This window comes from Gluconobacter potus (assembly GCF_015244705.1).
GTDB lineage: Bacteria > Pseudomonadota > Alphaproteobacteria > Acetobacterales > Acetobacteraceae > Gluconobacter > Gluconobacter potus.
In genome coordinates this window covers 73,434-87,663 of sequence record NZ_JABCQF010000009.1, presented here as the reverse complement: position 1 = coordinate 87,663, position 14,230 = coordinate 73,434, and the positions used below count along the sequence as shown (strand labels likewise).

General features: G+C 59.2%; 9 protein-coding genes and 1 pseudogene. All 10 read left to right on the top strand.

What is annotated here, in order from left to right; genetic code table 11:
* Positions 1-332 precede the first annotated feature (332 nt).
* The 10 genes and pseudogenes from HKD31_RS12390 (at position 333) to HKD31_RS12345 (ending at position 14,211) form a co-directional block, all read left to right on the top strand.
* On the top strand, positions 333-1,961 hold the full coding sequence (locus HKD31_RS12390; RefSeq protein ID WP_062495516.1) for a TIGR04028 family ABC transporter substrate-binding protein: 1,629 nt from the start codon (positions 333-335) through the stop codon (positions 1,959-1,961).
* The gene (locus HKD31_RS12385) at positions 1,958-2,920 is read left to right on the top strand and encodes an ABC transporter permease (RefSeq protein WP_194265256.1); all 963 of its coding nucleotides are present in this window, start codon (positions 1,958-1,960) and stop codon (positions 2,918-2,920) included. The genes HKD31_RS12390 and HKD31_RS12385 overlap by 4 nt, the downstream gene beginning before the upstream one ends.
* The gene (locus HKD31_RS12380) at positions 2,917-3,732 is read left to right on the top strand and encodes an ABC transporter permease (protein ID WP_194265257.1); all 816 of its coding nucleotides are present in this window, start codon (positions 2,917-2,919) and stop codon (positions 3,730-3,732) included. The genes HKD31_RS12385 and HKD31_RS12380 overlap by 4 nt, the downstream gene beginning before the upstream one ends.
* Positions 3,729-5,339: a dipeptide ABC transporter ATP-binding protein gene (locus HKD31_RS12375; RefSeq protein WP_194265258.1), complete on the top strand. Its 1,611-nt coding sequence runs from the start codon at positions 3,729-3,731 to the stop codon at positions 5,337-5,339. The genes HKD31_RS12380 and HKD31_RS12375 overlap by 4 nt, the downstream gene beginning before the upstream one ends.
* A gap of 182 nt (positions 5,340-5,521) precedes the next feature.
* Positions 5,522-5,729: pseudogene (locus HKD31_RS16095) on the top strand (IS3 family transposase); the annotation flags it as partial.
* A 672-nt stretch (positions 5,730-6,401) separates the two neighbouring features.
* Positions 6,402-7,649: a LysR family transcriptional regulator gene (locus HKD31_RS12365; protein WP_062495524.1), complete on the top strand. Its 1,248-nt coding sequence runs from the start codon at positions 6,402-6,404 to the stop codon at positions 7,647-7,649.
* Positions 7,646-8,944 (top strand): MFS transporter, encoded by a 1,299-nt coding sequence (locus HKD31_RS12360; protein WP_194265260.1) that lies wholly within the window; start codon positions 7,646-7,648, stop codon positions 8,942-8,944. Before HKD31_RS12365 ends, HKD31_RS12360 begins: the two co-directional genes overlap by 4 nt.
* Positions 8,941-11,334 carry a TonB-dependent receptor gene (locus tag HKD31_RS12355; RefSeq protein ID WP_194265261.1) on the top strand — a complete coding sequence of 798 codons (2,394 nt, stop codon included), beginning with the start codon at positions 8,941-8,943 and terminating at the stop codon, positions 11,332-11,334. Before HKD31_RS12360 ends, HKD31_RS12355 begins: the two co-directional genes overlap by 4 nt.
* Positions 11,321-12,694 carry an MFS transporter gene (locus tag HKD31_RS12350; RefSeq protein ID WP_194265262.1) on the top strand — a complete coding sequence of 458 codons (1,374 nt, stop codon included), beginning with the start codon at positions 11,321-11,323 and terminating at the stop codon, positions 12,692-12,694. Before HKD31_RS12355 ends, HKD31_RS12350 begins: the two co-directional genes overlap by 14 nt.
* Positions 12,691-14,211 (top strand): aromatic amino acid lyase, encoded by a 1,521-nt coding sequence (locus HKD31_RS12345; protein ID WP_194265263.1) that lies wholly within the window; start codon positions 12,691-12,693, stop codon positions 14,209-14,211. Before HKD31_RS12350 ends, HKD31_RS12345 begins: the two co-directional genes overlap by 4 nt.
* Positions 14,212-14,230 lie beyond the last annotated feature (19 nt).

Below are 14,230 nucleotides of genomic sequence, written 5' to 3'. Positions count from 1 at the left end.
TACCAATAATGATGTTATGTCAGGCTCGAATCACCAGACAGAAAAGTCTGTAAGAAGTCCTGATACATAAAAAACTTTTTCGCAAGTTATTAATTAACTACTACTATTATTTTTAGTTTTTTAAAATTCCGCACAAATCTAAGGATTTCGTTCCCCAACAAGGCATAAAAGGAGCGTGGCGCATCTGAAACAGACAGGAAATTTTTCTGATTCCGTAGCCAACCCCTGTCCATAATTATCATTTCAAGATAGCATATTCCCAATTAACACGAATATTTTTTGTTAATTATAAACCTCTTTCTGCCTGCGACCTCATCATTCCGAAGGTAAAAATGCCGGTTCCCGCTGCCTCACCTTTCCGGTCGCTGCCCGCAGGTCTGTTTGTCCTAGCCTGCGCGCTTTCCATATCCGGCGCAAAAGGTCATTCCCAGGACGGAACCATCACGTATCTGGACCCGCAGGAGCATACGAACCTTTATCCTCCCGCTGGAGGATTTTATCCCAATGGTGGAATTCTGAGCCAGATTACCGACCGTCTGACCTGGCAGGACCCCCAGACGCTGGAAATCAGGCCATGGCTGGCAACGGACTGGTCCATGAACGAGGATGATACGGAATACACGTTCCATATCCGTCCCGGTGTCACGTTCTCGGATGGATCGCCGCTTGACGCGCGGGCCGTAGCCCTGAATTACCAGACCTATGGAAAAGGCAATCCGGCGCTGCATTTTCCTGTTTCAGAGGCGATCAGCAATTTTGATCGCGCGGAGGTCATTGATCCCCTCACCGTAAGGTTTCACTTCACCCAACCCGCGCCCGGCTTCCTGCAGGCCACCTCCGTTCTGGGATCGGGGATCGTCTCATCCGGCACCCTGCATCACTCTTTCGACGAACTGGGAACGGCCACCAACATCATCGGCTCCGGACCCTTCATCGTCTCGGCAGATATTCCAGGCAAGGAAGTCGTCCTTTCTGCCCGCAAGGACTACATCTGGGGTCCGGAGAACCGCCCGGCGCGGGCAAAGATGGACCAGATCAAGATTCTGGTCGTGCCTGAAGACAGCATTCGCGTCGGCGCCCTTCTGGCCGGTCAGGCAGATATCATCCGTCAGGTCGAAGCATATGACGAAGAGCAGATCAGACATGCCGGATACAGTCTCCATGCGCCCTCGACCCGTGGTGTAAACACGGGCATCGCCTTTCGTCCCGATAATCCTCTTGTGGCGGATATCCGCGTTCGCAAGGCCCTTTTGCACGGAACGGACCGACAGGAAATCGTCTCTGTTCTCTATTCGGAGAACTATCCGCTGGCACGTTCCGTGCTGTCGTCGAAAGCCGCCGGATTTGTCGATCTTTCGGAGAAACTGAAGTTTGATCCGGGTCTTGCCGGTCAACTGCTCGACAGCGCCGGATGGAAACGCGGCGAAGACGGCCTACGCTACAAAAACGGCCACCCTCTGCGTCTGGGAATCCATATCTCCCTCCCTCACCCGCAAGACAAGACGATGCTCGAGCTCGTGGCGCAGCAATGGCGACGGCTGGGTGTCGAACTCGATATCATGTCCGGCTCGGCCGCGGGTGTATTGCTCGACAACCTTGATCCGCAGAGAACCCCTCTGACTGTTTCAGAAGTCGGACGGGCAGATCCTGATGTACTGAAAAGCGAGTTCTTCCCCAGAAACCGGGATGCCCTTCTCCAGAAGGGTGGGCAAAGCAGCAAGGTGCAGCATTTTCAGGACGAGACCCTGAACGCAATGCTGCTCGATATCGCCTCCCAAACCGATCGCGCCGAACGTCTGAAACAGGTCGTTGCGGTGCAGGAATACCTGATCGACAAGGCTTATGACATCCCGCTTTTCGAGGAACCGCAGGTTTATGCCTCCTCTCCCAGGCTGACGGGTCTCGGGTTCGAGGCCGTTGGAAGACCCGTCTTTCAGAATGTGGAATTGAACCGCCCATGAGCAGTTTCCGTCATGCCGGCATACAGTTCATCCGCGCCATCCTGATCCTGTGGGGGGCTTTTACGGTGACGTTCTTCCTGCTGCAGATGATGCCCGGCGATGCCGTCATGGTCCGGTTCATGGATCCCGAGCTTGGCCTCTCTCCCGATCAGATCGAAGCCATGCGCGTTCTCTACAGCGGCTCTTCAAGCCCCGTGCTCCAGTATTGCCATACCATCCTGCGGATGCTTCACGGAGATTTCGGGTATTCCGTCCAGCTCGGCGTGCCTGTCCGGACCCTGATCGCAGCCGCATTGCCCGTCACCCTGCGTCTGGCCGTGGTGGGTTTCATCCTTTCGCTTGTCTGGACGCTCCTGATCGCCACAGGCGCCAGCCTTCTTCCGGCTCGCCCGCTGCGTCAGGCTTTTCAGGCGATTCCCGGATTCTGGAGTGCAATCCCGCTGTACTGGTCGGGGATATTCATCATCCAGATCCTGTCCTTTAAACTTCGTCTTCTGCCTGTTGTGGGCGTAGGCCCCTGGGAAGGAATCATTCTTCCCGCCCTTGCCGTCAGCCTGCCGATCGCAGCTCCCCAGGCCAAACTCCTGCTCCAACAGATCGAGGAAACCGAAAGACTGCCCTTCGTCATGGCAATCCGCACCAAGGGGGCCAGTCAGGAATCTGTCTTCTTCCGGCATATCCTGCCCAATTCCGTCACACCGTGTCTGACGATGGCCGGTCTTTCCTTCGGTGAACTGATTGCCGGAGCCATCGTGACGGAAACCATCTTCGGACTGAACGGACTGGGGCGCCTGACCCGCGACGCCGTATCCGGACAGGATGTCGCGGTCCTGCAGGCTGTTGTCATGATCGGCGCCACAGGCTTCGTGGCCGCCAATCTGGCGGTTGACCTCCTGATTCCCCTGATCAATCCGAGCCTGCGTTCCTCAGCGGCATGGAAGGAAAAATCCGGATCATGAAGCGTTTCGCCCCCCTCGGCCCGGAAAGCGTCCTGTCCATCGGGGTTCTTGCCGTTTTCGGGCTGGCCATCCTGTTCCCGTCCGCCCTGACCCACAGCGATCCCACGACAGGCGTTGCAAAGGACCATCTTCTGGCCCCTGACTGGGCACACTGGTTCGGAACAGATCAGCTCGGCCGCGATGTTCTGACGCGTATCATCTATGGAGCACGGGAAACGCTGCCCGCGGCGCTTCTGGCAACCCTGACGGGCGTGGTTCTCGGCGCTTTCATCGGCGGCCTGGCAGCCCTGTCCGCGCCGGTTGTGGACGGGGCTCTCTCAGGCGTCATCGACGTACTTCTCTCCATTCCGGAACTTCTTCTGGCGCTGACCGTCGTGATCCTGACGGGTTTCGGCCCCCTCCATGCCGCCCTGGCCGTTGGCATCAGCCAGACCGCAAGCTTTGCACGGATCATCCGCAACCTGGTCCGCAGTCTCCGCGCCATGCCCTATATCGAGGCCGCGCGCCTGTCGGGAACGGGGTTTGGGGGCATGATCTGGTGGCACATCCTTCCCAATGCGTTTCGCCCGGTTCTGGGACTGACTGTCCTGCGCTACAGCATGGCGATCCTCTCCCTCGCTACTCTCGGCTTTCTCGGCTATGGCGCGCCCCCTCCAACGCCGGAATGGGGACTGATGATTGCGGAAGGACGCGACTATCTGGCGACCGCCTGGTGGATGACCACATTTCCAGGTCTGGCCCTGCTGACCGTCGCATTCGCCACAAACCGCCTGAGCCACGCTATGACACGCCCGAGAGAGGATCAGCCATGAACACGCAGCATCCTGTTCTCGATATCAGTCACCTTGGCATTTCCTATGACGGGAAACCGGCCGTGGAAAATATCTCCTTGCAGACATTTCCCGGCCGGACGATGGCGCTGATCGGGGAATCCGGGTCTGGGAAATCAACCATCGCCAAAGCGATCATCCAACTGCTGCCACCCAGCGCCCGCCTTACGCACGGCACCATCACCCTGAACGGCATCTCCCTTACGGACGCGACACCACGCGGCCTGAATACCATTCGCGGCCGCCAGATCGGCTTTATTCCGCAGGATCCTTCCAGTTCGCTTGATCCGCGTCTTCCCGTTGGCAGGCAGATTGAGGAGGTACTCCGTCTTCATACCTCCCAGAGCCGGGCGGAAAGACGCGGACACGTCCTTCACCTGCTGGAGCATGTCGGCTTTTCCGAACCCGAACGTCGCTTTTCACAGTTCCCGCATGAGCTATCCGGCGGCATGAAACAGCGCGTGCTGATTGCTATTGCCGTGGCGCTTGCCCCTGCGCTCCTCATTGCCGATGAGCCGACAAGCGCACTGGACGTCACCATTCAGAGCCAGATCCTGGACCTGCTTGACCGCCTGCGGGAAGAAAGCGGATCCTCCGTGCTGATGATCACGCATGACCTGGCCGTTGCACGGGATCGCGCACACGACATGATCGTCCTGCAGCACGGCCGGATCGCAGAGCAGAACACGACCCGCTCTCTGTTTGAGAGTCCCCGGTCTTCCTATACCAGAAAGCTGCTTGCGGATTCTCCTGCTTTCCACTCACGTCCGGCAACACCCGCTCGCTTTGTTTCAGGCATGCGGCCGGCCATTCAGGTTAAAGATCTTACAGTCGCCTACGGGTCACAAACTGCTGTCAGCCACCTCTCATTCGACGTACAGCCCGGAACGACGCACGGTATTATTGGAGAGTCAGGCTCCGGCAAGACGACGCTCCTGCGATGCCTGATGGGCCTCATATCTCCACAATCCGGCTCAGTTCATGTCAACGGCAAAGACATCTTCTCCGAAACATCCGCAGAACGCCGCCAGCGTCTGCGGAACATGCAACTCGTTTACCAGAACCCCTGGAGTTCCCTGGATCCACGGCTGACAATCCGCCGGATCATTGAAGAGCCTCTGCGCAATTATTTTCCTGAAGGCCAGGCCTGGCGCCAGACACGTCTTCATGAGCTTCTGGAACGCGTGCATCTGCCATTGCATCTTCTGGAGCGGTATCCGTCGGAAATATCCGGTGGCCAGTGCCAGCGCGTTGCCCTGGCGCGCGCATTGGCGGCCCAACCTGACATCCTTGTTCTGGATGAATTCGTCTCCGCACTGGACGTAACAGTGCAGGCCCGGATTCTGGAGCTTCTGTCCGAATTGCAGAAAGAACTCGACCTGACATTCGTGTTCGTTTCTCACGATCTGGCCGTTGTCAGGCAGATTGCCGATACGCTTTCCATTATCCGGTATGGGAAACAGGAGGAATACGGTGATGCGGAACAGATTTTCAGAAAGCCTGCCTCTCCTTACACGCAGACACTGCTCCAAACTATTCCCGGGCAAAAACAGAATGGAAACCAGCCACAAAAATTCCTAGGTTCATAATTCATTGATTTTTCGATACAATTTTGATCCAGACTTTGTAAGGAGGCTGAACACGAGAAACCTGTATTGGCTGACGGATACCCAGATGAATCGTCCGCGGCCCTTTTTCCCCAGAAGCCTCGGGCAACAGCATAAGCTATAATCCGACCTGAGAGAGAACAGGTTTATGGGCAAATGCTACAGCGGCCCAGGGAGAACAGGTGCTGGCGACGTTGGCATCGAACGACAACGGGCATCAGACGATGATTGCACAGTGGAACCGCCAGGCGATTGAGGGGATGGCGGTAACTTTCTTCGGCCAGCCACCGGTTGAAGCGGTGGTCAGCCTCGCTGATGTAGAAAAGCCCCACTCAAAAAGTGGACAATTAGGTCGAACGGGATTTTTTCACATGGCAATGATGCGTTGCAGCAAAGTGCCCAACTTCGTGGCGATTACGCACAGGTTCGGACGAACGTTCTGCACCATAAAGCCGCTTGTACAGAACCACGCTGGAAATATTGAACCTCAGACGCAGCTTCTGTGACCGATCCTGCAATATCTGGCACAAGTATTCGCATACAGCAGGTAACGCAGCATTCAGAGCGCCTCACGTTCCTGGATGGCAGGCTGGCACGATGATCTGCCGTGAACCTTCGGACACGATGGCCCCTTCACGCATTTGCTCTCCGAAGACGACAGGGAAAGAGCAGGCCATTGTCTGTATCCACTTCGCCAACCCACCGGTTTCAGGCTGGATAACCTGACATTCATCATGTGGTATTTTCTCCCACGCCTGAACCGTGGCCAATGTCTGACGTATCCTTCACAACACTGACCCTGGACAGAAAGCCCCCCGGAACAGAGACAATCCTGTCAGTAAAGCCCCTCACGGTTTTCTGAAAATGCTCTCAAATGCCGCCGTCTGAATAGGGTATGCTTTGTTTTGCACAAGATATGCATCTTGGCACTTTTTTATTGCAGTGCCGTGACGACAGTGTTCTCATACAATTCCGTTAGTTAATTCTCGTATAGAACTAAATATAATAGTTCTATACAGCATGCTTTTGCGAGACCGGTCCTCCATGGAACTTACAGCGCTTACATATTTTGTGGCTCTGATTGATACCGGATCTCCGGCACAGGCAGCACAAGCTCTGGGGGTGAGTTCTTCCACGGTCAATCATGCTGTTCTGACCCTTGAACAGTCCATGGAATCTCCACTCCTCCTGCGCACATCCAAGCGTCGGCATCCTGAAGCGGTTCCAACCGCTTGCGGCCAGAGCCTGTATCGATCCGCCACAGCGCTGCTGCTCTGGAGCAGCACATTCGTCTCGCTTGCTGAAAATACGTCTTTCTCCTCAACGGAATCGCCGACACTTCCCGAGCTCAGGGCTCTGCTTCAAACCGGCCTGACGCTTCGCATGATCGGGTATTTCCTGACCGTCTGCGAATTGGGCAGCGTCGCAAAGGCGGCCCGCAAGTTGTCCATCTCGCAACCCACTCTCTCCCGTCAGATCCGGAAGCTGGAAACAATCCTGAACCGTGAGCTGCTGATACGCTCTCCTTTCGGAGTGCGGCTTGTTCCGGCTGCCCGGATGCTGATGGAAGGCTGCCAGCGAGCGGACCAGATCTATCGCAGTATCATGAGAGACGAGAATTTCAGCTATTTTCGCCAGTTCCGGACACTGCGACTGGCCTCCATGATGCCTTCCAGCAGTGACAGTTCCCTTACGCTGACACTGGCCAGGCTTGTCCGTCTGTGGCGTGAACGCCGCTATCAACCCACCCTGACAGTCTCCACACTGGCGGCGCCGACCATGGTCGAAGGTCTGCTGGGAGACGTCTATGATGCAGGCCTGACCGACCTCCTGGATATTCCTCCAAATCTTGATCACATGGATCTGGAGACATCCGGACTGCATCTCGTTTTCAGTCGGGATCGCGCGCCGGCCGGTTCTACGCTCACGAGCCTGATCGAAGGGGAGACCCTGGCCATACCAGCCTTCGGCACGGGGTTGCGACGCCTGACCGACCAGTTCCTGCAACACTCCGGGACGGTTCCTGCATCCCTTTTTGAAACACAGTCGCTTTCCCTCATGCTGCGGCTCGTCATTGACGGAACCTGCTGCGCCATCATGCCGGCCGGATCTTTCCGGTCGCAGGACGTGGACTCCCTGCCGCTGCCCGCGCGCTATCGCATGACCACGCGCCTGATCTGGAAGAAGACCCATTCAAACCCCGCCAGCATCGAACGCCTGAAATCCTGCCTGCTGGAAAATCGCCGGCGCTCTGGCGCGGAGAATGGTCGTCCACGGAAATCCGCAGCATGACAGTCATTCCGGCCATTCCGGGCTGGCGGCGACGTCTGAGCGTCTCCCTGCTCGTGATGGCAGGCTGCATCAGCTACATCGATCGCGCAGCCCTCTCCATCGGCAACACCGCCATCATGTCCAGCATGCACATGTCCTACACCGGCATGGGCTGGCTGCTGTCCGTCTTCGCCTGGGCCTATCTCGTCAGCCAGATTCCCGCAGGACTTCTGGCGGATCGTCTGGGAGGACGGATGCTGCTCGGGGCCGGTCTGTGCCTGTGGTCCTGTGCACAGATCGGCTTCGGACTGATGCAGGGCGTGGCGGGGCTGTTCGTGTGCCGGATCCTGCTTGGGATGGGTGAGTCCCCTCTTTTCCTGGCGGGGACACGCGTGCTCGTACGCTGGTTCCCGCCTGCGGAAAGAGGAACGGTCATCGGGCTTTTCAACGGCTCGGCGGCCCTCGGGCCAGCGCTTGCTCCTCCCCTGCTTCTGACCATCATGGCATTCCAGGGATGGCGCGGCATGTCCGTCAGCATTGGCATCCTCAGCCTGCTGCTCGGGCTGCTCTGGGTGCTCTATTACCGCGATCCGACGCGCACGGCGTCCGCCCCGTCGCCGCCGCCCTCCATCCTGCGCGACGATCTGGGATATCTCCTGCGCCAGCGTTCCAGCTGGATCGTGACCGCCGGTTTTGCAGGTATCATTTACCTGACCTGGCTGTATGCGACCTGGCTGCCGGCATGGCTTCAGTCCGCCTATCATCTTACCGCCACACAGGCCGGGCTGCTCTCGGCTCTTCCCCAGATCTGCGGTTTTGCCGGCAACCTGACGGGCGGGGTGCTTTCAGACCGTCTGATGGCGCGGGGCATGGGGCGGCTGGACGCCTGCCGCCGTCCCCTCGTGATCTCGATGGTGGTGGCAGCCGTCATGACCGGGCTGACCGCGCTTGATACCGGACTGAGCATCTCGATGGTCTTCATGGCCGCCGCCCTGTTCGCGGGCGGGGTCGCCATGAGCGCGGGATGGACGCTCGGAACCGTCATTGCCGCAGAGCATCGCGTTGCGACGCTTGAGGCGATCCAGAACACGGGTGGCTCGCTTGGTGGCGCGCTGGCCCCTGTCATGACCGGCATCATGGTGGATCATTTCGGATCCTTCGCACCTTCGATGCTTGTTGCCTGCGGCGTTGGGCTGACCTGCGCCGCCATCTATCAGTTCGGACTTCGTGAAACGGATGCATCCGACCGCCACGCTCCTTTCTCCGTGTCCCCTTTCTCCCTGCCGGATCCGGCAAACCAAGGAACGATCAAATGATCACGCGACAGGCTCTCACGCTTTCAACCGTCCTCAGTGGCGTGGCAATGGTTCCCGCGCTCTTTCTGGGACTTGTTCCCAGTCCGGCCAGGGCAGCCGACACACCCGGCAAGGCACCGGAAGCGTCATCCGGAACGCCACATGCTTCCGTGGCTCCGAAAACTTCCAGAAAGGTGCCGGCGAAAAAGGAACCCCGGATTCTCGGACAGGACGAAGCGATTACCGTCTTCGGTCATGGCTCCACACGCCAGATGACCAGCATCACGCACAGCATGATGCAGCAGAGCGCACCGGGAACCTCGCCGCTCAAGGTCCTGAGCCAGCTGCCCGGCGTCGTTTACCAGTCCGCCGATCCGTTCGGAGCCTATGAATATTCGAGCCAGATCTTCATGCGCGGTTTCAGCCAGTCCCAGCTCGGCTTTACGCTTGACGACATTCCGCTCGGCGACCAGCAGTTCAACAACTACAATGGCCTGAGCGTGACGCGCTCGATCATCTCCGATGATGTCGGGGGCGTGGACGTCTCACAGGGCGCCGGTGCGATCGACGTGGCCTCCACCAGCAATCTGGGCGGCGCGATCCAGATCCATTCCCTCGACCCCGCCCACAAGCGTGGTGGCACGGTCAGCCAGACCTTCGGCAGCAATTCCGCGATGCGCACCTATGTGCGGCTGGACAGCGGCGACCTCAACAAGACCGGAACGCGCTTCTACGTGGCCTATGCCCGCACGAACATGAACCTGTGGAAGGGGGGCGGCTACGATTATTCCGATCAGGTGAATGCAAAGATCGTCCAGCCGCTGGCTCGGGGATCCTCCATCAAGGCCTTCTTCGACTGGAGCTCGACACAGCAGTTCGACTACCAGGACATGACCATGAATTACCTGCATACGGTCGGTCCGAACCTTGCGAACTACTATCCGGATTATACAGCGGCCTATCAGGCAGCGCAGGGCATCTATCGCCCGGCGCTTCAGAAAACCAACGATCCGTATGACGCAGCCTATTATGCCGGCACGGCCAACCGCGTCGATTATCTGGGCGGCCTGACGCTGGACGAGAACTTCACCGACCGGCTGAACTGGAAGACCACGCTCTACGGTCACGCAGATACCGGCTACAGCACCTGGACCACACCTTACATGCCGTCCCCGAATGGCGCGCCGCTCTCACAGCGCATTCAGACGCCGGAAATCGCACGCGGCGGCTTCCAGACCGCGCTGACCTACAAAATTGCGCGCCATACGATCAACGCCGGCGTCTGGTACGAATACGGCAATTTCGACGAGAGCCGCTATTTCACCGAGGCCCCGGTTCTGGGACAGGGCACGCTTGGCAATCCGACGACTGGCTTTCCAACCAGCAAGGTTTTTGCCCAACCCTGGCAGGAAGCCTTCTCAACCAATACGTTCGTGTTCCACCTTCAGGACACCTACCGCATTACGAAGAACCTGACAGTCAATGCGGGCTTCAAGTCCATGATCGTCAATGCCGGGAACAGCGTTCCAACGCAGAGCCTCGCCATCAACGGCACGCAGATCGCGCAGGGACGGCTTGAGGCCTCCAACGCGTTCCTGCCGCAGGTTTCGGCCAACTGGCGCTTCCTGCCGCATCATGAACTGTTCTTCGACGTCTCGCACAACATGCGCTCCTTCCCCGAAGACGGATACGGCACCAACGTCTCCGCAACGCCCTGGACGTCCTCGCAGAGCGCTTTCCAGAGCACGAAGAACACGCTGCGCCCCGAAACCGACTGGGTCTATGAAGGGGGATACCGCTACACGACGCCGTTCCTCAGCGCCCTGGCCTCCCTGTACCGGATCAACTTCTCCAACCGTCTTCAGCTGATCAACAGCCAGTCGGGCATCAACCCGATCACGGCGGTCGAGAACGTGGGCGGGGTGACAACGAACGGTGCGGAAGCAAGCGTCACGATCCGGCCGGTCGACGGGCTGTCGATCTACAACTCGTTCTCCTACGCCCACTCCACCTACGATCAGGATGTCACGACCGCATCCGGTGTGGAGGCGACACGCGGCAAGCTCGTGCCGAACTATCCGCAGTTCATGTACAAGGGAAACATCACCTACCGCATCGGCGGCTTTGAGGTGCATGTCGATGGGACTTACCTGTCGAGCCGACAGCTGACCTACACGAACGACCTGCACGTTCCAGGCTATTTCCTCGCCAATTTCGGGGCACGCTACAATTTCGGCAATATCAGCGTCCTCAAGGGACTGACGGCAAGCCTGAACATCTACAATCTTGCCAACAAGACCTATGTTTCGACAACCAACGAGCTTGGCAACAATTTCGTCAATACCGGATACAACTACTTCCTGATGGGTGCGCCACGTCAGTTCTTCGGAACCGTCAGTGCCCATTTCTGAGAACAGGACGATACGCAGGCGGCTGATTGCAGCGGCCTGCGTGGGCAATCTTCTGGAATGGTACGATTTCGCGGTCTACGCGCTGTTCGCGCGCTATATCGCCGCTTCCATCTTCCACAGTTCCGACAGCTTTTCCCAGCTGGCCCAGAGCCTGATGGTCTTCGGGCTCGGAGCTGTGGTCCGTCCCCTCGGCGCCATCCTGATCGGGCGCTTTGCAGACCGGAACGGACGGGGGGCAGCGCTCACGATGACCTGTCTTCTGATGGGGATCGGAACGCTCATGATCGTCTGTGACCCGCCTTATGACACAGGAGGGCGCCTGTCCATCGTCATCATCTGCGTGGCGCGCGTGCTTCAGGGCCTGTCGGCAGGAGGCGAGATCGGGGGCGCCGCGGCTTTCCTGACGGAGCAGGCGGCGGCGGGTAGCCGGAGTATGACAGCATCGTTTCTTCAGGCAACGATGGGCCTGTCCAACATTCTGGGCGCCATGGTCGCGACCCTTGCCACACTGTGGCTCGACCCGGCACAGATGACTGCCTGGGGATGGCGGCTGCCCTTTGTTCTCGGGCTTCTGATCGTTCCCCTGGGACTGTTCCTGCGGCGCGCGCCCGCTTTTTCCGGGGCCGCGACGATCCCGCGTCAGTCAGAAACACCGGTCCTGAAAACCCTGCTAAAGCAGTACCGGCCATCTCTGGGCATCACATTCGGAATTTCGGTCCTTTGGACTGCCGCCCCATATGCGTTGGTGATTTACCTGCCACTTTACATGCAGACTGCCTTCGGCGTTTCTTCCCATGTCAGCTATGCAGCCTATCTGACCGCGAATATTGTGCTGGTGATCACCTCACTGCTTTCAGGACGAGTGGCCGACCGATACGGCGCGCGCAATGTCATGTTCTATGGAATGCTGGCCGTGATACTGGCTCCGGCGCCGCTCCTGCTGCTGGCTGGAGCGTTCAGCCATCCGCTCGTCATCACCCTGGTCATGATGGTCCTGTTCGGGACGGTCGGGCTTTTTGCCGGAGCCGCTCCCGCAGGATTGGCCAGTCTGTTCGCGCCCGCAGTACGCGCAACCGGGATCGCGGCGCCCTACAATATCGCAGCAGCCATCTTCGGTGGCTTTGCTCCCATGGTCCTGACATTTCTGGGACCGGACTGGCATGGGGTGCCCTCTCCGGCACTCTATGTCCTGCTCGCGGCACTCCCGACCGGACTGGCCCTCTGCGCACCTTTGTGGCGTCAGACCGGCGACCACTTCCAGCCGGATAAAGCTATGGGACATGCAACAGAAAGCATAACGCGTGACACCCCGGATGATGGGACAGTCAGGGCAGGATCACGGAAGGGAGAGCGGTTGTGAACGACATCACACTGACGGGCAGAACCCTGCCGCTCGCCGATCTGGTCCGCATTGCGGATGGCAGACAGGTCAGGCTTTCGGACGCTGGTCTGGAGCAGGTTCGTGCAGGCCAGACCGCACTTGGTGACGCACTGGCGCGTGGCGACGGTGTCTACGGAACGACCAGCATGGTCGGCGCCTTCAAGGACGCCGTGGTGACACCGGAAGATCGTCCACATCATACATTGCGCCTCATGCGCTCGCATCAGCTTGGCATGGGAGCACCGCTGCCGGTCCGCACCGTCCGGGCCGCCATGGCGATCCGGCTGAATGGCATCCTGAGCGGCCATACGGGTGCGAGCCCGGATCTGGCCCGGGCGCTGGCACGTCTGCTCAACACCGGCATCACGCCGGTGGTTCCGGAATACGGCTCCATCGGCTGTGCGGATGTGGGTCTGATGGGGCATGTGGGTGCAGTCCTGATGGGCGAGGGCGAGGCTTTCGGGCCCGATGGAACGCAGCGGGCAACCGCCGCCCTGCTTGAAGAATCCGGAATCGCACCTCTCGTGCCCGGACCCAAGGACATGATGACCGTGCTGTCGAGCAATGCGCTCGGCGTGGCAGGGGTTGCACTGATCGTGGCGGAAGTCCGGGCACGGCTGCCGCTCTGGCTCGGGGTGTATACGGTGTCCTGTGCCGGGTTCGGAGCGTTCCGGATTCCCTGGGAAGCCGCCCGGCGAACGGGAATGCCAACGGAACAGCGGATCGCCCGTTTTCTCGAACGCGTCAGCGGGGACGGTGGCTGGACGCCACGGAGGAACCTTCAGGACCCGCTAAGCTTCCGCTGCATGCCGCAGATTGGTGGCGCGTTTCTGTCGGCGCTGGAGCGGGTGGAAACGTCCCTCGCCTACAGTTTTAGCCATTGCGACGACAATCCGATCCTGCTGGACGGGAGGGCCCTCACATCGGGAGCCTCGCTCCCTCTGTCCCTGGCACTGGACGCGCAGGCTTTCGTGCTGGCCCTGTGCCATTACGTCCGGGGCGTCCTAGGACGCATTCTGGCGCTGTGCCGCAATGACCTGTCCGGTCTCTCGCGCAATCTGACGTTCGAACCAGGGCGGCAGGTCGCGTTTGGCGCCGCGACCAAGCTCGCTGCCGATCTGGCGACATCCATCCTGCGGGAGTCCACCCCGGCCTCGCTTTATCAGGTTCCCGTCGCCAACGGCTTTGAGGACGAGGCCAGCTATCTGCCGTCCATTGCCCGCGCGCTGCGGCTGCAATGCACGCTTCTTGAGCCTCTGGTGGCGCTGGAAGCGATGGCAGGGCGACAGGCCGCCCGGCTCTCGGGTGCCATGCCCGAAGGGCTGCCGGGCGCGATCATCTCGGCTCTGGCGCAGGACGTCCCCTGGCTCGACGACAGCCATGCGGTGGGCGACGTGGTGCAGGCGACCGAAGCCGTTCTGGCAGCCTTCCCGCTCCCCCCTGCGCCGGAATTCAACTCTTCTCAGTCTGACCCGATGGAGTGCCTGTATGCATGACATATTGCTGAAAGGAACG

Excerpts from the sequence above, each read along its gene's own strand:
- HKD31_RS12390 (WP_062495516.1), top strand. The coding sequence starts at position 333 with ATGCCGGTTCCCGCTGCCTCACCTTTCCGGTCGCTGCCCGCAGGTCTG.
- HKD31_RS12385 (WP_194265256.1), top strand. The coding sequence starts at position 1,958 with ATGAGCAGTTTCCGTCATGCCGGCATACAGTTCATCCGCGCCATCCTG.
- HKD31_RS12380 (WP_194265257.1), top strand. The coding sequence starts at position 2,917 with ATGAAGCGTTTCGCCCCCCTCGGCCCGGAAAGCGTCCTGTCCATCGGG.
- HKD31_RS12375 (WP_194265258.1), top strand. The coding sequence starts at position 3,729 with ATGAACACGCAGCATCCTGTTCTCGATATCAGTCACCTTGGCATTTCC.
- HKD31_RS12365 (WP_062495524.1), top strand. The coding sequence starts at position 6,402 with ATGGAACTTACAGCGCTTACATATTTTGTGGCTCTGATTGATACCGGA.
- HKD31_RS12360 (WP_194265260.1), top strand. The coding sequence starts at position 7,646 with ATGACAGTCATTCCGGCCATTCCGGGCTGGCGGCGACGTCTGAGCGTC.
- HKD31_RS12355 (WP_194265261.1), top strand. The coding sequence starts at position 8,941 with ATGATCACGCGACAGGCTCTCACGCTTTCAACCGTCCTCAGTGGCGTG.